18 protein-coding genes are annotated in these 19,808 nt (G+C 68.1%); 8 read left to right on the top strand and 10 right to left on the bottom strand.

All coding sequences use genetic code 11. The features are described 5' to 3' along the window. Positions 1–160: 160 nt before the first annotated feature. Positions 161–1,540: a sensor histidine kinase N-terminal domain-containing protein gene (locus SriyCCGPB3_RS11820; RefSeq protein WP_180847650.1), complete on the bottom strand. Its 1,380-nt coding sequence runs from the start codon at positions 1,538–1,540 to the stop codon at positions 161–163. Then, positions 1,533–2,207 (bottom strand): response regulator, encoded by a 675-nt coding sequence (locus tag SriyCCGPB3_RS11815; RefSeq protein ID WP_071227978.1) that lies wholly within the window; start codon positions 2,205–2,207, stop codon positions 1,533–1,535. Before SriyCCGPB3_RS11815 ends, SriyCCGPB3_RS11820 begins: the two co-directional genes overlap by 8 nt. Positions 2,208–2,269: 62 nt before the next feature. Here SriyCCGPB3_RS11815 and SriyCCGPB3_RS11810 point away from each other — a divergent pair, with 62 nt between their 5' ends. From SriyCCGPB3_RS11810 to SriyCCGPB3_RS11800, 3 genes are read left to right on the top strand one after another with little or no spacing between them, the layout of a single operon-like run. After that, positions 2,270–3,520 carry a TolC family protein gene (locus SriyCCGPB3_RS11810; protein WP_153855468.1) on the top strand — a complete coding sequence of 417 codons (1,251 nt, stop codon included), beginning with the start codon at positions 2,270–2,272 and terminating at the stop codon, positions 3,518–3,520. Further along, on the top strand, positions 3,517–4,689 hold the full coding sequence (locus SriyCCGPB3_RS11805) for an efflux RND transporter periplasmic adaptor subunit (protein ID WP_350259281.1): 1,173 nt from the start codon (positions 3,517–3,519) through the stop codon (positions 4,687–4,689). The genes SriyCCGPB3_RS11810 and SriyCCGPB3_RS11805 overlap by 4 nt, the downstream gene beginning before the upstream one ends. Continuing rightward, positions 4,686–7,763 carry an efflux RND transporter permease subunit gene (locus SriyCCGPB3_RS11800; RefSeq protein ID WP_032129446.1) on the top strand — a complete coding sequence of 1,026 codons (3,078 nt, stop codon included), beginning with the start codon at positions 4,686–4,688 and terminating at the stop codon, positions 7,761–7,763. The genes SriyCCGPB3_RS11805 and SriyCCGPB3_RS11800 overlap by 4 nt, the downstream gene beginning before the upstream one ends. Positions 7,764–7,875: 112 nt before the next feature. Here the strand turns inward: SriyCCGPB3_RS11800 and SriyCCGPB3_RS11795 are convergent, their stop codons facing one another. Further along, positions 7,876–8,190, bottom strand: coding sequence for a hypothetical protein (locus SriyCCGPB3_RS11795; RefSeq protein ID WP_032129447.1), 315 nt, complete (start codon positions 8,188–8,190; stop codon positions 7,876–7,878). A 79-nt stretch (positions 8,191–8,269) separates the two neighbouring features. After that, the gene (locus SriyCCGPB3_RS11790) at positions 8,270–9,010 is read right to left on the bottom strand and encodes an SDR family oxidoreductase (RefSeq protein ID WP_164161888.1); all 741 of its coding nucleotides are present in this window, start codon (positions 9,008–9,010) and stop codon (positions 8,270–8,272) included. Positions 9,011–9,115: 105 nt separating this feature from the next. Here SriyCCGPB3_RS11790 and SriyCCGPB3_RS11785 point away from each other — a divergent pair, with 105 nt between their 5' ends. Continuing rightward, positions 9,116–10,009 (top strand): LysR family transcriptional regulator, encoded by an 894-nt coding sequence (locus SriyCCGPB3_RS11785; protein WP_350259280.1) that lies wholly within the window; start codon positions 9,116–9,118, stop codon positions 10,007–10,009. A gap of 65 nt (positions 10,010–10,074) precedes the next feature. On the opposite strand, the gene SriyCCGPB3_RS11780 is transcribed toward SriyCCGPB3_RS11785, so the two are convergent. The 5 genes from SriyCCGPB3_RS11780 to SriyCCGPB3_RS11760 all read right to left on the bottom strand — a co-directional run bounded on the left by SriyCCGPB3_RS11780 (position 10,075) and on the right by SriyCCGPB3_RS11760 (position 14,420). Next, the gene (locus tag SriyCCGPB3_RS11780; RefSeq protein ID WP_350259279.1) at positions 10,075–11,442 is read right to left on the bottom strand and encodes a heavy metal sensor histidine kinase; all 1,368 of its coding nucleotides are present in this window, start codon (positions 11,440–11,442) and stop codon (positions 10,075–10,077) included. Then, the gene (locus SriyCCGPB3_RS11775; RefSeq protein ID WP_110712486.1) at positions 11,439–12,137 is read right to left on the bottom strand and encodes a heavy metal response regulator transcription factor; all 699 of its coding nucleotides are present in this window, start codon (positions 12,135–12,137) and stop codon (positions 11,439–11,441) included. Before SriyCCGPB3_RS11775 ends, SriyCCGPB3_RS11780 begins: the two co-directional genes overlap by 4 nt. 45 nt (positions 12,138–12,182) lie before the next feature. Next, positions 12,183–13,067 (bottom strand): copper homeostasis membrane protein CopD, encoded by an 885-nt coding sequence (copD, locus tag SriyCCGPB3_RS11770; protein ID WP_350259278.1) that lies wholly within the window; start codon positions 13,065–13,067, stop codon positions 12,183–12,185. Between the two features lie 10 nt (positions 13,068–13,077). After that, on the bottom strand, positions 13,078–13,455 hold the full coding sequence (gene copC / locus SriyCCGPB3_RS11765; protein ID WP_153855462.1) for a copper homeostasis periplasmic binding protein CopC: 378 nt from the start codon (positions 13,453–13,455) through the stop codon (positions 13,078–13,080). A 110-nt stretch (positions 13,456–13,565) separates the two neighbouring features. Then, positions 13,566–14,420 carry a helix-turn-helix transcriptional regulator gene (locus tag SriyCCGPB3_RS11760; RefSeq protein WP_180853930.1) on the bottom strand — a complete coding sequence of 285 codons (855 nt, stop codon included), beginning with the start codon at positions 14,418–14,420 and terminating at the stop codon, positions 13,566–13,568. A 186-nt stretch (positions 14,421–14,606) separates the two neighbouring features. On the opposite strand from SriyCCGPB3_RS11760, the gene SriyCCGPB3_RS11755 reads away from it, so the two are divergent. Beyond that, positions 14,607–16,739, top strand: a complete 2,133-nt coding sequence (locus SriyCCGPB3_RS11755) for a TonB-dependent receptor (RefSeq protein ID WP_350259277.1) — start codon at positions 14,607–14,609, stop codon at positions 16,737–16,739. 86 nt (positions 16,740–16,825) lie between these two features. Here the strand turns inward: SriyCCGPB3_RS11755 and SriyCCGPB3_RS11750 are convergent, their stop codons facing one another. Next, the gene (locus tag SriyCCGPB3_RS11750; protein WP_248857759.1) at positions 16,826–17,302 is read right to left on the bottom strand and encodes a MerC domain-containing protein; all 477 of its coding nucleotides are present in this window, start codon (positions 17,300–17,302) and stop codon (positions 16,826–16,828) included. A gap of 32 nt (positions 17,303–17,334) precedes the next feature. On the opposite strand from SriyCCGPB3_RS11750, the gene SriyCCGPB3_RS11745 reads away from it, so the two are divergent. From SriyCCGPB3_RS11745 to SriyCCGPB3_RS11735, 3 genes are read left to right on the top strand one after another with little or no spacing between them, the layout of a single operon-like run. Further along, positions 17,335–17,868, top strand: a complete 534-nt coding sequence (locus tag SriyCCGPB3_RS11745; protein ID WP_350259276.1) for a ZrgA family zinc uptake protein — start codon at positions 17,335–17,337, stop codon at positions 17,866–17,868. Next, positions 17,865–18,560, top strand: a complete 696-nt coding sequence (locus SriyCCGPB3_RS11740; protein ID WP_350259275.1) for an ATP-binding cassette domain-containing protein — start codon at positions 17,865–17,867, stop codon at positions 18,558–18,560. Before SriyCCGPB3_RS11745 ends, SriyCCGPB3_RS11740 begins: the two co-directional genes overlap by 4 nt. Next, complete coding sequence (locus SriyCCGPB3_RS11735) at positions 18,553–19,806, top strand: ABC transporter permease (RefSeq protein ID WP_350259274.1); 1,254 nt, start codon at positions 18,553–18,555, stop codon at positions 19,804–19,806. The genes SriyCCGPB3_RS11740 and SriyCCGPB3_RS11735 overlap by 8 nt, the downstream gene beginning before the upstream one ends. Positions 19,807–19,808: the final 2 nt, after the last annotated feature.

The raw sequence follows: 19,808 nt of genomic DNA, 5'->3' as shown, positions 1-19,808 counted from the left end.
CAACCAAGGTTGGCGTCTACCGAGCCATGCTCCCGGGGAATCCCGCTTTGGTAGGTGCCAACCTTGGTTGGCACACGGGAGGTCAACAGCGCCCACCAAGGTGGGCGACTACCGGGTGGCGTGACCGGGTAGGTGCCAACCTTGGTGGGCACGCAGGACGTCAGCGGGATCGAAACCGCAACCCCACCCGTGCGCCACCGATCGGGGCGGTATCAATCATCAGGGTCGCACCATGCCGCTGTGCGATCTCGGCCACGATCGCCAGACCCAGCCCGCAGCCATCGCCTTCGCTGCTGGCCCGGTAGAAGCGTTCCGTGACGCGTCCGCGTTCGGCCTCGGCAATGCCGGTGCCGTCATCATCCACCCATGCCTGGACGCCTTCGGCATTCTGCTGCAGGCCCAGGGTGATCACACCACGCACGGCACCGTAGCGCAGTGCGTTGTCCAGTAGGTTGCCGAGTGCCTCGCGCAGCAGTTGCGGGTCGCCCTGTACCTGCACGCCGTCGTCGGGCCCGTCGTAACCCAGGTCCACGCCCGCCGCCAACGCACGGTCGGCGTAACGCTCCACCACGCCACGTGCCAGCACGGCCAGATCCACCGGCTGCAGCGGCAGCGCGCTGCCCTGCGGGTCTTCGGAACGGCTGAGCATCAGCAGCTGGTTGACCAGGTGCTGCAGCCGCGCCAGCCCGGCCAGCGTGCCGGACAACGCCAGCTGCTGCGCCTGCGGATCGTGCTGGCGCAATGAACTCTCCAGCTCCACCTGCATGGCCGCCAACGGTGTGCGCAGTTGATGTGCGGCGTTGCTGACGAAGCGGCGTTGCGCCCCCTGCATCGCGTCCAGGCGCTGCAGCAAGGCGTTGTAGGCCTCCACCGCCGGCCAGAGTTCGCGGGGAGCTTCCTGCGCCGGGTCCAGCGGTGCCAATGGATCCGGCCGCGGGCTGGCCAGCTTCCGTGCGACCAGGTTCGCGTGGCGTGCGGCGGCGCCGGTGCCGGACCAGGCCAGCCACGCCGCCAGTGCCAAGATCGCGGCCTGGAACGGAACGCTGGTCAGCAGCAGCTTGCGTTCCAGCCGGTGACGCTTGCGCAGCGTCTCGGCCACGCGCAGCCGGATGTCATGGCCCGGCCCGGCGCTGACCACCACTTCGACCATGCGCACCGGCTGCCCACGCAGGCGGGCATCGTAGTAGACCGCGTCGTCATCCGCGGCAGCGCTCGCCGGGCGCGGCAATGCTTCGGGCAGGTCGCCATACAGGCGCCCGCCTGCAGCGTCGACCACCTCGCCATGCACTTCGTCGGCGGTGTCCCAGGTGAACATGCGCGATACGGCCGGGGTGATCTCGATCGAGGCGCGGCCATCCTGCACGGTCACCAGCTCGGACAATGACATCGCCGAGTCCAGCAGCCAGCGGTCGTAGACCTGGCCGGCGTAGAAGCGCGCCAGCGCGAACGAACCTACTGCGCTGCACAGCAGCAGCACCAGCAGCGGCAGCCACAGGCGCCGCAGCAGCAGGCCGCGCAGGCTGTGCACGCGCTCAGTCACCCACCGCCTCCAACCGGTAGCCAAGGCCACGCAGCATGCGGATGCCGACGCCGGCACGCGCCTGTTCCAGCTTGCGGCGCAGGCGGCTGACATGCACCTCGATCACCGACAGGTTGGCCTCGTGGTCCCAGCTGTACAACGCATCGAACAACCGCTGCTTGGTGACGGTGCGGCCCGGATGCTGCATCAACGCTTCGACCAGAGACAGCTCGCGTGCGGTCAGCTCGATGCGCTGGCCTTCCACCTGCACTTCATTGCGGATGCTGTCGAAGCACAGCCGGCCGAGTCGCTTCTGTGCCGGCGCATCGCTGCGGCGGCGTGACAGCGCACGCAGGCGGGCTTCCAGCTCACCCAGTGCGAATGGCTTGGCCAGGTAATCATCGCCACCGCGGTCGAGACCGAGGATGCGGTCCTCCACGCCATCGCGCGCAGTGAGGATCAGCACCGGCAGGGTAGCGCCGTCGTTGCGCAGTCGCGAGAGCAGGTCGAGGCCATCCACGTCCGGCAACGAAAGGTCGAGCACCATGACGTCATATGGGGTACTGGCCAGCGCGGCCGGCGCGTGCAGCCCGCGCGGGAGGTGGTCGCACAGATGACCGGCGCCCTGCAGGGCACGGATCAGTCCATCGGCCAGTGCGGCGTCGTCTTCGATCAGCAGGATTCGCATTGCAAGCTTCGTGCAAGGTTGGGGCAAGTTTGGCGCAAGTCCGTCACCTTACCGTGACGTGCATGAATTTCTCCCCTCGTCTTGCGGTCGTGCTGGCCGCCCTTTTGTGCGCGCCTGCGGCTTCGGCGCTGTCCCTGGCAGAAGCGCAGCGTGCAATGGAAGCGCACAACCCGGACCTGCGCGCCGCGGCACTGGAACTGCGCGGGGTGCAGGGTGACGCGCAGACGGCGGCGCTGCGCCCGGCCACCGAGCTGTCGATCGGCACCAGCAAGATCAGCCCCAAGCACGGCATCGGCCCTGGACGTTGGCAGGACAAGCGGGTGGACAGCACCGTGGGCCTGGGCTGGACCTGGGAACGCGGTGGCAAGCGTGCATTGCGCGTCCGCCAGGCGGAAGCGCTGCTGGAGGTGGCCGGACTGGACATGCTCGATACCCGGCGCCGCCAGCAGGTGGCACTGCATGAAGCCTATTTCGGCCTGAAGGGCGCGCAGGAGCGGGCGCAGATTGCCGACGCCAACCGGCAGAGTTCGGCCGAGCAGATGGCGGCGGCCGACAAGCAGGTCGCGACAGGGGCGATGGCACCGGTGGATCGCGCGCGGCTGGCGGTGGACGACCTCGCCGTCGCCGACGCGTCACGCGAGGCAGCATTGGATCTGCGCGATGCACGGCATGCGCTGGGCCTGCTGCTGGGCAGCGATGACAGCCGCGACGACCTCAGTGCCGATGACCCCTGGCCGGATGCCAGCAGCGTGGCCGATGTACGCGCGTTCGACCCGCAGCAGCGCGCCGACCTGCGTGCCGCGCGTTCGCGCCTGGTCGCGGCCGACGCAGGCGTGGCTCTGGCGCGCAGCGAGCGCCATCGCGATATCCAGCTGGGTGTGGAGGCCGAACGTGAGCCGACCGACATCAGCGGTGTTACCTGGGGCGTGTCGTTGACCATTCCGCTGGGGGGGCCGTCGCGCGCGCGCGGCGCGATCCAGCGTGCCGAGGCCGACCGTGACAGCGCCGCGCTGGAGCTGCAGGTGCTGCAGCGCGAAGCACGCGCCGAGCTGGACCAGCTGCAGGCCAGCGCGCAGTCCGCCGCACAGCGCCGCAGCGACTATGAGGGACTGCAGTCCGACGCCGCACGCAGGGCGGTGCAGGGCATCGAACTGGCGTACCGGCGCGGTGCCGCCAACCTGACCGATCTGCTGGATGCGCGCCGCAGCTGGCGCGATTTCGAGGCCGCGCTGATCGAGGCGCGCACCGACCATGCCATTGCCCTGGCGCGCTGGGAAGCCGCCACATCCGTTGCCGAAGGAGAATCCCGATGAAGTCCACCGTCGCCCATCGCCCAAGGGCGCGACATGCCGTGCTGCCGGCGTTGCTGGCGCTGGCCCTGCTGAGCGGCTGTGGCCGCGAGCCAGCGTCCTATACCGAGGATGCGCCCCAGGTCAGCGCGGGCCAGATCCAGTTTCCCGCCGACAGCCGCCAGCTGGATGTGCTGCGCAGCGAGGCGGTGACCGCCGGCGCCAGCGCCAGCCTGCAGCTGCCGGGCCGGGTGGTCTGGGATGAGACGCGCTCCAGCGCACTGCACACGCCGCTGCCGGGGCAGGTAGCGCGCATCGAGGCACAGCCGGGGCAGAAGGTGAAAGCCGGCCAGGTCATCGCCTGGATCACCTCGCCCGAGTTCGGCCAGGCTCAGGCTGAAGGTGCCCGTGGTCGCGCCGAGCTGAAGCAGGCACGCAAGGAACTGGACCGTACCCGCGAACTGCATGCGGCGGGAGTGGCGTCGGGTCGTGAACTGGACGAGGCCGAGGCAAACTTCGCTGGCAGTCAGGCTGATCATGCACGCGCGGCCGCCTTCGCCAAGGCCTATGGCAACGGCCAGCGCGTCGACCAGCGCCTGCCGCTGCGCGCGCCCATCGATGGCGTGCTGGTGGAGCGGCGGATGAGCCCGGGCATGTCGGTCAGCCCCGACAGCGATCAGCCGTTGGCAGTGATCGGCGATCCGGACCGCCTGTGGCTGTTGCTGGACATTCCCGAAAGCCTGGCCGGACGTTTGAAGGCCGGCATGCAGGTGAGCGTGCCGGGTGCAGATGGCCAGCCGCTGCAGGCGACCCTGCAGCATGTGGATGACTTCGTCGACAGCGAACGCCGCGTGGTGCAGGCGCGCGCCGAGCTGGACAATCGCGCACGCGGCTTCAAGGCGGGACAGTATGTGCGCGCCCAGGTGGCGTTGCCGGCCGAGGGCGGTGTCTCGTTGCCCGATGCGGCGGTGCTGCTGATCGACGGCAAGCAGGTAGTGTTCGTGGAAGAGGGCAAGGGCCGCTACGTGCGCCACGCCGTGCACGCCGAGGAGCTGGGTGACGGTCGACTGTGGGTGCGTGACGGTCTGGCGGCTGGCAGCAGGGTGGTGGTCGAAGGGGGCCTGCTGCTGCAGCAGCTGGTCGACAGCGCGCCAGCGGCCGCCAGCACCGGCGCGGGGCATGCCGCCCCATGATCGATCGCCTGATTGCCTATTGCCTGCGCCAGCCGCTGATGGTGATGCTGGCACTGCTGTTGTTCATCGGCGGCGGCATCGCCGCGTTCCGCGTGCTGCCGGTGGAGGCCTTCCCGGACGTCTCCGACACCCAGGTGACGGTGGTGTCGCTGCACCCGGGCCGCGCCGCCGAAGAGGTGGAACGCGAAGTGACGATGCCGCTGGAAGTGGCCTTGTCCGGCATTCCGCATTCGGTGCGGGTGTTCTCGCATACCCAGTTCGGCTTGTCGATGATCATCCTGACCTTCGACGACAAGGCCGACGACTATTTCGCGCGGCAGCAGGTGCTGGAGCGCCTGCAGGGCGTGGAGCTGCCGGAGGGCGTGACCCCGGAGCTGGAGGCGATGAGTTCGGCGGTGGGCGAGATCTACCGCTACGTACTCAAGGGCCCGCACATGACGCCGACCCAGCTGCGCACGGTGCAGGAATGGACGATGGAGCGCAGCCTGCGCACCGTGCCGGGCGTGGCCGATGTGATCAGCTTCGGCGGGTTCGCGCGCACCTTCCAGGTCAAGCCGGACCTGGACAAGCTGCGTGATCGCGGCATCAGCCTCGGTGAATTCGCCGAGGCGCTGGAGAAGGGCAGCTCCAATGCCGGCGGCGGCTACGTGGAGCGCGGCCAGCAGCAGTTCCTGATCCGCGGCGTGGGCCTGATGCGTTCGCCGGGTGACATCGGCAACGTGGTGGTGGCGCAGCGCGGCGGTACGCCGATCCTGGTGCGCGACCTGGCCGGCATCGCCGATACCGGCCTGCCACGGCAGGGTCTGGTCGGCCAGGACGACAATGACGATGCGGTGTTCGGCATGGTGCTGATGCGCAAGGGCGAGAATCCGTCCGACGTGCTCGACGCCCTGCATGCGCGCATCGCCGAGATCGAAGCGAACCAGCTGCCGGCCGGCGTCAGCATCGAGCCGTTCTACGACCGCTCCTGGCTGGTGTCGACCACCTTGAAGACCGTCTTCCGCAACCTGCTGGAAGGTGCGGTGCTGGTGTTCCTGGTGCTGTGGCTGTTCCTGTACAACGCCCGCGCCGCGCTGATCGTGGCGGCGATGATGCCGCTGGCGCTGTTGTCGACCTTCCTTGGCCTGCACCTGTGGGGCGTGCCGGCCAACCTGCTGTCTTTGGGTGCGATGGACTTCGGCATCATCATCGATGGCGCGGTGATCGTCACCGAGCACATTGTCTCGCGATTGTCGAAGCTGCCACCTACGGCTGATCGGAAGACGCGGTTCTCGACCATTCTTTCCGCCGCATCGGAAGTGGGCCGGCCGACGTTCTTCTCGATGCTGATCATCATCGCCGCGCACATTCCGATCTTCACCCTGCAGCGCCAGGAAGGCCGCATGTTCGCGCCGATGGCGTACTCGGTGACCTCGGCCCTGATCGGTGCGTTGATCCTGGCGCTGACCGTGGTGCCGCTGTTCTGCTACTGGTGGCTGCGACGGGACCGCATGCGCGATGGCAATCCGCTGATGGACCGCCTGACCGGCTGGTACCGGCCGATCCTGGAGCGTGCGTTGGCCCGACCGCGTGCGGTGGTGCTGACCGCGGTCGCATTGCTGGTGGGTACGTTGGCATTGGGTACCCGCCTGGGCTCGGAGTTCCTGCCCGAGCTGGACGAGGGCTCGATCTGGCTGACCGCCACGCTTGACCCCAGCACCAGCCTGGCCGAAGCACAGCAGCAGTCGCGGCGCATCCGCGAGCTGGTTGGAACCTTCCCGCAGGTATCGACGGTGGTGGCCAAGCTGGGGCGGCCGGAAGACGGCTCCGATGCCAAGGGCGCCAACCAGATCGAGGCACTGGTGGCGTTGAAGCCGGAGAAGGAATGGCCGAAGGGGGTGGACAAGCGGCAGCTGGTGAGCGACCTGCAGCGCACGCTGGAGCAGCGCATTCCGGGGCCGGAGTTCTCGATCTCGCAGCCGGTGCGCGACAACATCCTGGAGAGCATCTCGCAGATCAAGGGCCAGGTGGTGATCAAGGTCAGTGGCTCGGACCTTGACGTGCTGAACCGGCAGGCGCAGGCGATCCTGGGCCAGGTGCGTGGCGTGGAGGGCGTGGAGAGTGCCTTCATCGACCGTGATGGCTCCTTGCCGCAGCTGCAGATCGAGATCGACCGCGACCGCGCCGCGCGCTATGGCCTGAACGTGCGCGACATCGACGAAGTGATCGAGACTGCACTGGGCGGGCGCCAGGTCGGTGAGCTGTGGGAGGGCGACCGCAGGTTCCCGATCACGTTGCGCCTGGACGATGCCGACCGTGACCTGCAACGGCTGCGTACGGTGCCGGTGGGCATCGGCGATGGCCACACGGTGACGTTGTCCGACGTGGCCGACTTCCGCATGGCCAGCGGCGCGATCAATATCTCGCGCGAAAACGCACAGCGGGTCAAGGCGGTCAGCATCTTCATCGCTGGTCGTGACATGGGCAGCGTGGTGGCCGACATGCGCAAACGCGTGGACGCCAGCGTGCAGCTGCCGGAAGGCTACCGGCTGGAGTGGTCCGGCGAGTTCGAGAACCAGCAGCGTGCGATGAAGCGGCTGGGCTGGGTGATTCCGCTGTCGGTGCTGATCATCTTCGTGCTGCTGTTCGATGCCTTCAAGGACATCAGCAGCGCAGCACTGATCCTGGCCAACGTGCCCCTCGCGATGATCGGCGGCATCCTGGCCCTGTGGCTGACCGGTATTCCGCTGTCGGTGTCGGCGGCCATCGGTTTCATTGCGTTGTTCGGGCAGGCGGTGCTGAACGGTGTGGTGATGCTCAGTCGCTTCGCCCAGCTGCGCGAGCAGGGCATGGACCTGCTGCAGTCGGTGGTGCAGGGCTCGCTGCAGCGCCTGCGTACGGTGCTGATGACCGCACTGCTGGCGATGTTCGGCCTGCTGCCGATGGCGACCTCGCATGCGATCGGCGCCGAGACCCAGAAGCCGCTGGCGGTGGTGGTGATCGGTGGCCTGCTGTCGGCAATGCTGCTGACCCTGCTGGTACTGCCGACGCTCTACTACTGGGTGCACCGACGCCGTGAGGCGCGGACGGGCTGACGATAATGTAGAGCCGAGCCCATGCTCGGCTGCTTCTGGCTTCTGCGCGAAGCGCAGCCGAGCATGGGCTCGGCTCTACAGTAGCTCCACGACTCGAGCGGATCCGCCAGCCTTACTGCGCCACGCCCTGCCAGGCAATCATCATCGGTACGATCAACAGGCCCAGGCAACTGACGCACAGCACCGTCGTGGTGATGTGGAAGAGCCAGAAACGGCCTGGCGTTTCAGCACGCCATACCTTCTTGGCGATGTTGACGCCCCAGATCGTAAAGCCATCGGCGATGCCACCCAGGAAGAAGCAAAGGGTGGCCAGTGCCCACAGCACCCAGATCAGCGCCATCGCCAGATTGCGTACGTCGCCACGCAGCGAGGACCACAGCACCAGCGTCGCCAGCGCCAACAGGCCTCCCAGCAGAAACGTGATCATCCAGAGTCGATACCAGATGCCCGGCCTTTCCATGCGCGTGCCCCCTCCGTTTGGCCGAGCATAGCCAGTCCGGTGGTCCTTACACCATCCCGCCATTGGCGCGCAGCACCTGGCCGTTGATCCACCCGCCATCAGCACCGGCCAGGAAGGCCACCGCACCGGCGATGTCCTCCGGCGTACCCAGCCGCTCCAGGGGATTCATCTTCGCCAACCGCTCGATCAGCTCCGGTGACTTGCCCTCCAGGAACAGGTCGGTGGCGGTCGGGCCGGGCGCCACTGCATTCACGGTGATGTTGCGCCCGCGCAGCTCCTTGCTGAGGATCGCGCCCATCGTCTCCACCGCCGCCTTGCTGGCGGCATACACGCTGTAGTGCTCCAGTCTGATGCCGACCACGCTGGTGGACAGGCTGATCAGGCGGCCACCGTCGCGCACCCGTCGCGCGCTTTCGCGCAGCACGTTGAAGGCGCCTTTCAGATTGATCCCGATCACCCGCTCGAACAGGGCATCGTCGCTGTCGGCCAGCGGCGCCAACTGCAGCACGCCGGCACTGTTCACCACTACGTCGATACCGCCGAAGCGCGCCTCGATGGCGTCGAACAGCTGGCGCACCGCCTGCGGGTCGGCCACATCGGCCTGCAGCGCGATGGCCTGTGCGCCGGTGGCGTTGAGTTCGGCTGCCAGTGCCTCGGCATCATCGCGGCGGCCGGCATAGTTGATCACCACGTCATGGCCATCGGCGGCGAGCCGCCGGGAAATGGCGGCACCGATGCCGCGGGAACCACCGGTGACCAGGGCGATGCGATTGGGGGAGGTGGGCATGATCCGGTCCAGCAGGCACGCCGGAGTGGCGCAGGGCCATCTTCGCCACCTTGCCCGGTCGGATAATCATGCATAATCCGCCAACATCATCCGGGTAGCCGAACAATGGACCGATTCACGGCCATGCGCGCCTTCGTCCGTATCGTCGAGCGCCGCAGCTTCACCCGTGCCTCCGAGGACCTGGGCCTGCCGCGGGCCACGGTGACCGACGCGATCAAGGCACTGGAGCATCGGCTGGGCGTGCGCCTGTTGCACCGGACCACCCGGCTGGTGGTGCCCACCCTGGAGGGCGAGGCCTTCTATGGCCGTTGCCTGCGCCTGATCGCCGACATGGACGATGCCGAAGCCGCGTTCCGTGAGGTGCCGCCGCGCGGCCCGCTGCGCATTGAAGTGCACGGCACGCTGGGCCGGCACCTGCTGTTTCCGCACCTGCCGGAGTTCCTGCAGCGCTACCCGGAGATCGAACTGGAGGTCAGCGAAGGGGACCGCTACGTCGATCTGTTGCGCGAGGGCGTGGATGCGGCGCTGCGTGTCGGTACCCTGGCCGACAGCGATCTGGCGGCGCGGCGGTTGACGCTGCTGCGCGAGGTCACTGTGGCTTCGCCAGGCTACGCGCTGGTGCACGGCGTGCCCGGGACCATCGAATCGCTGGAGCAAGGCCACCAGATGGTCGGCTACCGCTCCAGTGCCACCGGCCAGCTGATTCCGCTGGAATTCCAGCAGGGCGCGCAGGTGCGTTACGTTCCACTGCCGGCCCGGGTGCGTGTTTCCGGTGCGGATGCCTTCCTCGGTGCCGCGCTGGCAGGGCTGGGCATCATCCAGGCGCCGCGCTACCGGATGGATCCGTACATTGCGCGCGGGCAACTGGTCGAGCTGCTGCCGGACACACCGCCGACACCGAGCCCGTTGAGCCTGGTCTACCCGCGCAACCGCACGCCATCGCCGCGGCTGCGGGTGTTCATCGACTGGGTAGCCGGGGTGTTCGACCAGATGAGGTAGTGCCGGCCGCTGGCCGGCAACTGCAACACGCTTGATGTGCCAAGGTTGCCGGCCAGCGGCCGGCACTACCGGGCTGACGCGCTGGGCAGCACCAGCTCGAACACGGTGCCGGTTTCATCGGAGGCCACGCTCACCGTTCCGCCATGCGCCTGTGCAATCGCACGGGTGATCGCCAGGCCCAGGCCGGCGCCCTCGTGGCGGCCACGCTCGCCGCGATAGAAGCGGTCGAACAGGCGCGGCAGCGCTTCGGTGGCAATCGGTGCCCCCGCGTTGTGCACGCTTACCCGGCAGCGGCCGCCGTCCTCGTGCAGCCGTACCTGCACTTCGCTGCCTGCCGCCGCATGGTTCAACGCATTCGACAGCAGATTGGCGATCGCCCGGTGCAGCATCAGACGGTTGCCTTCCACGCTCGCCACGCCGTCGCGGCGCAGGGTCAAGTGTCGGTCCTCGGCCAGCAGGTCATAGAACTCCAGCAGCGAATCCACCACCGCATCCAGCGCCACCGGCTCACGCGAGGGCAGCGCGCCCGGTGCCTCAGCCTGCGCCAGGTACAGCAGGTCACCCACGGTCTGCGCCAGCTGCTGCAACTCCTCGGCACAAGACGCCAGCGTCTCGCGGTAGGCCTCGTTGCTGCGCGGGTGGGCCAGCACCACCTGCACCTGGGTCAGCATGTTGGTGATCGGCGTGCGCAACTCGTGGGCCAGATCACCGGAGAATTCGGTCAGGCGTGCGAAGTCCTGCTGTAATCGTGCCAGCATGCCGTTGAGCGTCTGTGCCAGCTGTTCCAGTTCGGCCGGTGCCGTGCGCGCGCTCAGACGGCGCTGCAATCGACCGGCGGTGATCTGCCGGGCTTCATCGGCCAGCGTGCGCAGCGGTCGCAGCGTGCGTCGCACTACGTAGCCGCCGAGCAGGCTGCTGGCCACGGCGGCGCCGATGATGGCGATCGCCAGAAGATGGCGGAAGCGCTGCAGGAAATCGGCATGGCGGTCGTCATCGATGGCCAGCAGGGTGACCAGCTGGCTGCCGTCGGCCAGGGTCTGCCGCAGGTGCAGGGCATGCATGCAGCGACCATCATCGAGAATCCAGTCGTGCCGACGCGGGGTGGTATCGATGGGCTGGCTGCGTGCGTGCTCGCGCAGCAGTGCCGGTGCGGTGGAAAACAGCACGGTGCCGCGCCCGTCGACAATATGGAAGGCGATGTCCGGATGGTGGCCCAGCGCCTCTGCCAGGCGCCGCCCGCGAGCCGGCGCGGGCCCATTGCCGGCCAGGTCACGGATCAGCGCAACCTTGTTTTCCAGTTCGGTGAAATCCTGGGCGACCAGGTCGTGGCGGGCACTGACATAGATCGCCACGCCCAGTGCGGCCAGCACCAGCGTGGCCACGGTGGCGAACAGCAGCGTCAGCCGCACCGCGATGGAACGGCGCAGGCTCATCCGCCGGGCGTGGCGCCGCCGTCCGGCGCCTCCATCACATAGCCCATGCCGCGTACCGTGACGATCAGCTTGGCATCGAAGTCGTCGTCGATCTTCGCGCGCAGGCGGCGGATCGCCACGTCGATCACGTTGGTGTCGCTGTCGAAGTTCATGTCCCATACCTGCGAGGCGATCAGCGACCGCGGCAACACTTCGCCACGGCGGCGCGCCAGCAGCTCCAGCAGGGTGTACTCCTTCTGGCTGAGGGAGATGCGCTGGCCGCCGCGTTCCACCCGGCGGCGCAGGGTATCCACCACCAGGTCGGCAATGACGATGCGTTCGGCCTGCGGCACGGCCTGGCCGCGACGCAGCAGGGTGCGCACGCGCGCCAGCAGTTCGGCAAAGGCGAACGGCTTGGCCAGGTAGTCGTCGGCGCCCAGTTCCAGGCCCTGCACGCGGTCGGCGATGCTGCTGCGGGCGGTCAGGAACAGCACCGGTGTCTGCCACCCTCCGGCGCGCAGTCGTGACAGCACGTTCCAGCCATCCAGGCCGGGCAGCATCACATCGAGGATGACCAGCTGGTACTCGCCACTACCGGCCAGATGCAGCCCGTCGACACCGTTGCAGGCGAGGTCGACCACGTAGCCTGCCTCGATCAGGCCCTGGCGCAGGTAGTTGCCGGTCTTGGGTTCGTCTTCGACGATCAGCAGTTTCATGGTGTGCCCATCATCGCAGCTTGGGCCCGCACCGGAACGGATCGGTCATGCCAGCGGGTCCAGCGTGCCAAGCACCGCGACGCAGGCCAGCACCAGCAGCGCCAGCACCGATTCGCAGGCCAGGCTGTGGCGGAGTGAGCGCAGCGGCCTGGGTTGCCAGCCGCCACGGATGGAGACTGCCAGCGCCGGCACCAGCCGCCAGCGATGCAGCGCGGCCAGGCCCAGCATGCCACCCACCAGCGCCAGCTTGAGCAGCAGCCAGCGTCCATGCGCGGCGCCGGTCAGTGTCTGTATGGAACCGCCGAGATCGACATAGGTATAGGTGCCGGTCATCGTCAGCAGGGCGACGATGATCGTGCCGGGCACGGCGAAGCCGTGCGCGGCCTTCCATAGCTCGTGGGTGCGTTCGCGCAGGCGCAGGCCCTGGCGGCGCAGTGCCAGCTGCACGATGGCGGCGATCGCACCGATCCAGGCGCCGGCCGCCAGCAGGTGCACGATGCCGGCAGCAAGACGCAGCCTGCCAGCGACCCCATCGCCAGCAGCGGCGTGGCCGTTCCAGGCGAGGCTGGCCAGGGTCACCGCCGAGAGTGCCAGCAGTGCAGGACGGCGCAGGCCCTGCACCGGGCGATTGACTGCCAGCAGCGGCAGCATTGCCAGCAGGGCCAGGATGCGCAGCAGTCCGGCCTCGCCCACCGGCGTACCGGTAAGAAACCAGCGCGCTGTCTCGCCATCGATGTCGACCGGTGATATGCCAAGCACGCCGGACAATCGGGTGACCGCATCGATGCCGACCAGCACCAGTGCCACCACAGTGAGGGCCAGCGAGACGCTGCGCGGCAGTCCGGGGCGGATGAACAGCATCCGCCCGAACAGCAGCATCAGGGCCAGATACAGCGCCAGCCGCAGCGCGTATGGCGAAAGCTCGGCCACAGCGATGGCCTTACTTCACGGTGAAGCGGTAGGTGCCGGTGATCGGATGGCTGTCCTGGCCGACCGCGCGCCACTGCAGCGCGTAACTGCCGGCGGGCAGCGGCTTGGCAAAGCGCGCGCGCAGGGTGTGGCCGTCCTCGGAGATCTCCTGCGCGGCGGTCGGCATCGCCATCTTCATGCGGCCGTGGTCCATGCTCAGTTCGATGCGGGTGGCACGCGGCATCACCTTCTCACTGAACTGCAGCTCGATCTGGCTGGCCGGGGCCACGGTGGCATCGGCCGCTGGCGTCGAACGCACCAGGCTGGGATGGGCCAGCGCCAGCGGTGCGGCCGAAAGGCCGGACAGCAGCAGGGCGAGCGGGGCGACGCGGAACAGGGAGCGGGTCATATGCGGATCACCGATGGGGAAGTGGCCTGCAGGGTGGCGTCCACCGCCTTTCGAGGCCCTGACCTGGACATTACCGGTTTGTAATGTTGGCAGCCGGCCTGCGGGCGGCACTACCGTGCCCGTGACTGCGCGATCCATGCCGACGGCGAACAACCGACCACACGCCGGAACGCCGCGCTGAACTTGCTGGGATTGGCATACCCGCTGGCCAGGGCAACGTCGGTGACACGCCGGCCCTGCGCAAGCTCGGCGCGCGCCCGCTGCATGCGGTGCTGGGTCAGGAACGCATAGGGCGGCAGGCCAGTGGCCGCACGCAGCGCGCGGCTGAACGTCGCGGCCTCCATCTGCACTGCAGCGGCCAGCTGTGGAACGGTCAGCGCCTGGCCGTGTTGCGCGTCGATGTAGGCCTCCAGTTGCCGCAACCGTCGTGCCGACAGTGGGGACACCGTGCCACGCGCCTGGCACGGCTGACCGGCAAGCTGACCCAGGCGGTGCAGCAGCACCTGCGCGCCATGTTCGAGGAAGCCGGGCAGGCAGGCGTCGGCCTGTGCGCTGGACCACAGCGCCTGCAGCACCGAAGTCACCACCGGATCGCGGTGCAGCCGCGCCGCCAGGGGTTGCAGGTGCTGCAGCGCCGGCGCGTCGTGCGGCAACATGCGGGTATCGATGGCGATGCCGAGCAGATCGACTGCAGGGCTGGCATAGGTGCCAGACTCTCCCGGCAGTACCAGGTTGAACTGTCCGGGCCGCCACGGCGCCTGCAGAAGACCGCTGAGGGTGCGCTGCTGCAGCCGACCGCCGCCGCCCACGGCCATGCCCAGGCGCAGTTGCTGCGGATGTCCCATCTCACCTTCGCTGGCATCGAAGCGATGGCGCAGCAGCACCACCGCACCGTCATCGCTGGCGTAGGCCGCAGGGGCCTGCGGGCCGGTTTCCTGCAGCAGCTGGTCGGCGAGGGCGGGCATCACGGATCCGGGAATGGAGCGGCACTGCCGGAAATGGAGTGGCGGCGTCGCGTGAATGTTACAGGATAACACTCTTGCCCGCGCTGCCGCCGCTCGCGCGTCCGCCACTCCATTCGCCGAGGTTCCCCGTTGAAGTCGTCCACGCCCGCCGCCGCGCTCGTCGCGGCATCCCTGCTCATTCCTGCAATGCCCGTGCTCGCCCAGCAGGCCGACCCTGCCACGCTTGATGGTGTCCGGGTCACCGGTTCCAAGCGCGATACCCCGTACCTGAAGAGCGATCTGTCGGTGACGGTGCTTGATCGGCAAGCCTTGAAGGAGGCAGGTGTCACCGAATTCCGTGATCTCGACAAGCTCGCGCCGAACGTGAAGTTCAATGCGATGGGCCAGCTCAGCAACATGTTCATCTCGATCCGCGGCATCGAGTCCAATCCGTTCCTGGTCAACCGCGCCTCGGTCTACATCGACGGCATCCCGTTCCGCGAACTGAGCAATGCCGTGCTCAACCAGGTGGAGTCGGTGGAGGTGCTGCGCGGCCCGCAGGGCACGCTGTACGGCGCCAACAGCGAATCCGGCCTGGTACTGGTGCGCACGCGCGGCCCGGCTGATGCACGCGAGGGCGAGATCAACGTGCGCAGCACCTGGTTCGGCAACGGCAATGGCACCGCTCTCGATGGCTTCCTGGCAGGGCCGCTGAGCAAGACGGGCAGCCTGTCGGGCTCGGTGGCGTTCATGGGCTCGGACGAAGATGCCTACCTGAAGAACCTCACGCCCTCCGGTGCGCGCGGCAGGGTGGGTGAAGGCTACCTGCAGGGCAAGCTGCGCTGGCGGCCCAGCGACTACGTTTCGGTGAACGCGCTGGCCTACCATCTGCGCACCCGTGCGCCGGGCATGTTCGAGTACGAGTACCTGCCGCTGGATACCGGCCTCTACAACCGTACCTACGGCGCCTCGCTCAATGGTGGCCGGCGTGCAGGCGATTTCACCTACATCAACGACGCGCCGAAACGCACCGAAAAGGATGAAACGGTGGCCGGCCTCAGTGCGCAGTGGCAGCTGCAGGCCGGTACGCTGGACGTGGCCGCTTCCTGGCGGGACGAGGAGGTGACCTCGGCCGGCTACGACTTCGACATGACCAACAGCCCGGCATTGGCCGGCCGCATCTACGACAGGAAGAAGGAATGGACGGCCGAGGCGCGCTTCAGCTCGCCCAGCGACCAGGCGCTGACCTGGATGGCCGGTGTGTCGACCTACCGCAACAGCAAGGATTCGATCCTCGGCACCTTCGTCGGCCCGGCGCTGCATGGGCTGGACAGCTACAACCTGGCGCCACGGCAGACCTCCAAGGGCGAGGACTACAGCGTGTTCGCCACCGCCAGCTACACCTTCCCGGGGCTGCCCAAGCTGACCGCCAGCGCCGGCCTGCGCCATGAGCAGGCGCGGCGTTCCACCGAACAGCGCGCCGGTGCGCTGGACCTGGGCGCCGGTGGCCGCGTGCTGTATCGCGATGCCGCACTGGCGCACACCTTCTCGGCCACGTTGCCGCGGGTGTCGCTGCGCTACGACGCCAGCGACGATCTGTCGTTCTATGCGGCATCGGCGAAGGGCTATATTCCGGGTGGCTTCAATCTGGCCGCGGCGCAGAGCGATGTGGTCAACGACAAGGTACTGCGCTACGAATCCGAGCGCATGTGGAGCCATGAGCTGGGCTTCAAGATGAACCTGGCCGGCGGCCGTGGCCACATCGGCGGCGCGCTGTTCCACATCACCTCGGACAACTGGCAGGAAATCCAGGTGGCCACCGATGGCAACGGCCGCCCGATCTCGTCGGACTACGTGGGTTCGGATGCCTCGATCCGTTCGCGCGGTGCCGAGCTGGAGGGCGTGTTCGAAGTGCTGCCCGGTTTCACCCTGATGGCGAATGTGGGCTACGTCGATGCGAAGTACACCAGGTTGTGGGTCAGCGTGGACCAGAACCTGGATGGCAAGCGGGTCAAGCTGACGCCGCACTACACTGGCTATCTGGCCGCGCGCTATCAGTTCGAGTCGGGCATCCATGCGCGACTGGAATCGCAGTTCACCGGCTCCAGCGCGCTGGATGAACGCAACCGCGCGTTCCAGCCGGCCGTGGCCGTGCTCGGTGCGCAGCTGGGTTATGAGACCGGGCCGTGGAGCGCGCGGGTGTTCGTGCAGAACCTGACCAACAAGCGCCGCATCAACGGCCTGATCTTCGACAACCTGGCCTTCGGCCGCGACGGCAACTACTACGGCCCGGTCGACAGCCCGCGCATCTTCGGCGCGGAAGTGGGCTACCGCTTCTGAGGAGGCGGGCCGAGCGCCGGCCAGCGGCCGGCGCTACCGGTCCAACGAAACGGTAGTGCCGGCCGCTGGCCGGCATCTTCGGAACGCTACCTGTGGCCGTGCAATGCCCGCCGATTGCCGATGTGCGCGCATGCCAGCAGCACGCCACCACAGGCCGTGGCGACGCCGTGCCAGAGCAGCGATTCCTTCAGCGGCAGGTAGAGCGAAGCCGACAACAGCAGGATGGCGCCCGTTGCGGCCAGTCGCACCGGCAGCCTGCGCCCATGCCGGTACAGCCCGGCCGTGGTACTGGCCAGTGCCAGCGTCGAGGCCATCAAGGCGAACAACCATTCCCAGCGCGACATCATCAACAGCAGCGTCATCACGCCGTGGCCGGGGTGCTGGAACGAGCGCAGCGCCATCATTGCCGCCGGCACGAAGGCCAGAAGCAGGGGCAGGGCGATGCAATGGGCGGCGCAGGCCAGTGACAGCCAGGCACCGGCCAGATCGAAACGGGGATGCCAGCGTGCCGAAGTTGGCGGCTGGGCCAGAGCCCTTGCGGGGGTCGGGGGGATGTGGTCCATTATGTTACATAGTAACAATTGGAGTCTCCCCCATGAAGCTTCCTGCTGCTCTTTTCCTGCTGCTGGGCGCCAGCGCCGCGCAGGCCCATGACGTGCGCCAACTGGGCGCACATGTGCACGGCCAGGCCACTGTCGATCTCGCGCTTGACCAGCAGACGCTGGAATTCGCCCTGCAGGCGCCCGGCATCGGTATCCTGGATTTCGAGCGCCCACCGGCCAATGCAACCGAGCGGGCATCGCTGGCAGGTGCCACCGCCGTGCTGAAGAGCGGCAGCTGGGTCACCCTGCCCACGGCGGCCCATTGTCGTCTGATCAGCGGTGATGCCAGGGCCGAAGGCTTCGATGCGACCGTTGCCGTGCCCACGGCCGGGCAGCATCGTCATGCCGGCTTCAGTGCCAACCTGCAGTACCACTGTGCGAATCCGGCAGCGCTTCGTGCCCTGGTGATGCGTCTTCCCACGCTGTTCCCGGGCCTGCACGAGGTCATCGTCAACACCGCGACGGACGGTGGCCAGGGGCGCACCGTGCTGACCACGGACAACCTGCGCGTGGTGCTGTCACCGTGAGCAGCGCGGCGGTGATCAGGCTGGACGAGGTGCAGTTCGGCTATGGAACGCGGCCCGTGCTGGACATTCCCCGGTTGCTCATCGCGCAGGGCAGCAGCGTGCTGCTGCGCGGCGCCAGTGGTGGCGGCAAGAGCACCTTGCTGGGCCTGCTGGCCGGCGTGCTGCTGCCCAGCCAGGGCCGCGTCGAGGTGGCCGGCCATGCGCTGCATGGGTTGCGCGGGCCAGCGCGGGATCGCTTCCGTGCCGATCATCTGGGCGTGATCTTCCAGCAGTTCAACCTGCTGCCCTTCCTCAGCGTGCGCGACAACATCGCGATGGGCCTGCGCTTCTCGCGCCTGCGCAGTGGACGCATCAGCGGTCCGCTGGATGCCGAGATCGAGCGCCTGCTGCGCGCGCTGCAGCTGGACCCGGCGCTGATGGCGCGACGTGCCGGTACGCTGAGTGTCGGCCAGCAGCAGCGCGTGGCGGCTGCACGTGCGCTGATCGGCCGGCCGGCGGTGCTGTTGGCCGACGAACCGACCTCGGCACTGGATCGCGAGGCCGCGACCGCGTTCCTGCAGTTGATGTCCGTGCAATGCCAGGCCGCCGGCACCACGGTGCTGGTGGTCAGCCATGACGACAGCCTGCAGCCCTTGTTCGACCGCACCATCGCCCTGGCGGAAATCAACCACGCAGGTGCCGCCCATGCTTGAACTTGCCTGGGCGAGCCTGCGCAGCCGCGCGTTGAGCGTCAGCCTGACCGTGCTGGTGATCACCCTCAGCGTCGTGCTGCTGCTCGGTGTCGAGCGTGTACGCACGCAGGCGCATGAAGGCTTCGCCAGTACGGTGTCGGGCACCGACCTGATCGTTGGCGCGCGATCAGGGCCGGTGAACCTGCTGCTGTATTCGGTGTTCCATATCGGCGACCCGACCAACAACGTGTCCTGGCAGTCCTACCAGGAGCTGTCCTCTCTGCCGCAGGTGAAGTGGACGGTGCCACTGTCGCTGGGCGATTCGTGGCGCGGCTACCGGGTGGTCGGCACCAGTGGCGGCTACTTCGAGCACTACCGCTACGGCGCGGGGCATGCGCTGGCGTTTGCGCAGGGGCGGCCGTTCGACGATCTGTACGACGCCGTGATCGGCGCAGAGGTGGCGCACGCACAGAAGGTCGGCATCGGCGATGAGATCGTGCTGGCGCACGGCACCGGCGCAGTCACGCTGGCCACGCACGCCGACAAACCGTTCCGCGTGGCCGGCATCCTGCAGCGCACCGGCACGCCGGTCGATTCCTCGGTGCTGGTCTCGCTGCCGGCCATCGAGGCGATCCACGTCGACTGGCGCTCCGGCATGCAGCTGCGCAGCCAGAGTGTCAGCGCCGAGCAGGCGCGCCACCTGGACCTGACCCCGACCAGCATCACCGCCTTCATGCTCGGCCTGAACTCGCGCATCGCCACGTTCTCGGTACAGCGCAGGATCAACGAGTATCCGGATGAGGCGATGCTGGCGATCCTGCCCGGCGTGACCCTGCAGCAGCTGTGGCAGTCACTGGGCACGGCCGAGCGGGCACTGCAGCTGATCAGCGCGATGGTGGTGCTGCTGGGCATGGTCTCGTTGGTGGCGCTGCTGGTCTCGACCCTGCAGGAGCGCCGGCGCGAGATGGCGGTGCTGCGTGCCATCGGTGCACGCCCTGGCTATATCGCCAGCCTGCTGGTGGTGGAGGCGGTGGCGACCAGCGCGCTTGCCTGCGTGCTCGCACTGGCCGCACTGGTGGTGGCCAGCCTGGCCGGGCGCGGCTGGGCGCTGGCCAACTTCGGCCTGTCGATCACCCACATCTGGCCGGATGGCCGCGAACTGGCGTGGGTCGCGGGTGTGCTGGCGATCAGCGCGGTGGCCGGCCTGGTACCGGCGCTGCTGGCCTATCGGCGCACGCTGGCCGATGGCCTGTCACCCGGGGGCTGAGC

The organism is Stenotrophomonas riyadhensis, assembly GCF_040256885.1.
GTDB classification, from domain to species: Bacteria; Pseudomonadota; Gammaproteobacteria; order Xanthomonadales; family Xanthomonadaceae; genus Stenotrophomonas; species Stenotrophomonas riyadhensis.
Note: the sequence above shows the minus strand (reverse complement) of the source record. Positions and strands in the feature narration are given on the sequence as shown.

What these genes read in the sequence shown, in the direction of transcription:
- SriyCCGPB3_RS11815 (WP_071227978.1), bottom strand. Translation starts at nt 2,207, where the DNA reads ATGCGAATCCTGCTGATCGAAGACGACGCCGCACTGGCCGATGGACTG.
- SriyCCGPB3_RS11760 (WP_180853930.1), bottom strand. Translation starts at nt 14,420, where the DNA reads ATGCCCGCCCTCGCCGACCAGCTGCTGCAGGAAACCGGCCCGCAGGCC.
- SriyCCGPB3_RS11735 (WP_350259274.1), top strand. Translation starts at nt 18,553, where the DNA reads ATGCTTGAACTTGCCTGGGCGAGCCTGCGCAGCCGCGCGTTGAGCGTC.
- copC (WP_153855462.1), bottom strand. Translation starts at nt 13,455, where the DNA reads ATGACCCGCTCCCTGTTCCGCGTCGCCCCGCTCGCCCTGCTGCTGTCC.
- SriyCCGPB3_RS11785 (WP_350259280.1), top strand. Translation starts at nt 9,116, where the DNA reads ATGGACCGATTCACGGCCATGCGCGCCTTCGTCCGTATCGTCGAGCGC.
- SriyCCGPB3_RS11790 (WP_164161888.1), bottom strand. Translation starts at nt 9,010, where the DNA reads ATGCCCACCTCCCCCAATCGCATCGCCCTGGTCACCGGTGGTTCCCGC.
- SriyCCGPB3_RS11755 (WP_350259277.1), top strand. Translation starts at nt 14,607, where the DNA reads ATGCCCGTGCTCGCCCAGCAGGCCGACCCTGCCACGCTTGATGGTGTC.
- SriyCCGPB3_RS11810 (WP_153855468.1), top strand. Translation starts at nt 2,270, where the DNA reads ATGAATTTCTCCCCTCGTCTTGCGGTCGTGCTGGCCGCCCTTTTGTGC.
- SriyCCGPB3_RS11745 (WP_350259276.1), top strand. Translation starts at nt 17,335, where the DNA reads ATGAAGCTTCCTGCTGCTCTTTTCCTGCTGCTGGGCGCCAGCGCCGCG.
- SriyCCGPB3_RS11805 (WP_350259281.1), top strand. Translation starts at nt 3,517, where the DNA reads ATGAAGTCCACCGTCGCCCATCGCCCAAGGGCGCGACATGCCGTGCTG.
- SriyCCGPB3_RS11795 (WP_032129447.1), bottom strand. Translation starts at nt 8,190, where the DNA reads ATGATCACGTTTCTGCTGGGAGGCCTGTTGGCGCTGGCGACGCTGGTG.
- SriyCCGPB3_RS11800 (WP_032129446.1), top strand. Translation starts at nt 4,686, where the DNA reads ATGATCGATCGCCTGATTGCCTATTGCCTGCGCCAGCCGCTGATGGTG.
- SriyCCGPB3_RS11780 (WP_350259279.1), bottom strand. Translation starts at nt 11,442, where the DNA reads ATGAGCCTGCGCCGTTCCATCGCGGTGCGGCTGACGCTGCTGTTCGCC.
- SriyCCGPB3_RS11775 (WP_110712486.1), bottom strand. Translation starts at nt 12,137, where the DNA reads ATGAAACTGCTGATCGTCGAAGACGAACCCAAGACCGGCAACTACCTG.
- SriyCCGPB3_RS11750 (WP_248857759.1), bottom strand. Translation starts at nt 17,302, where the DNA reads ATGGACCACATCCCCCCGACCCCCGCAAGGGCTCTGGCCCAGCCGCCA.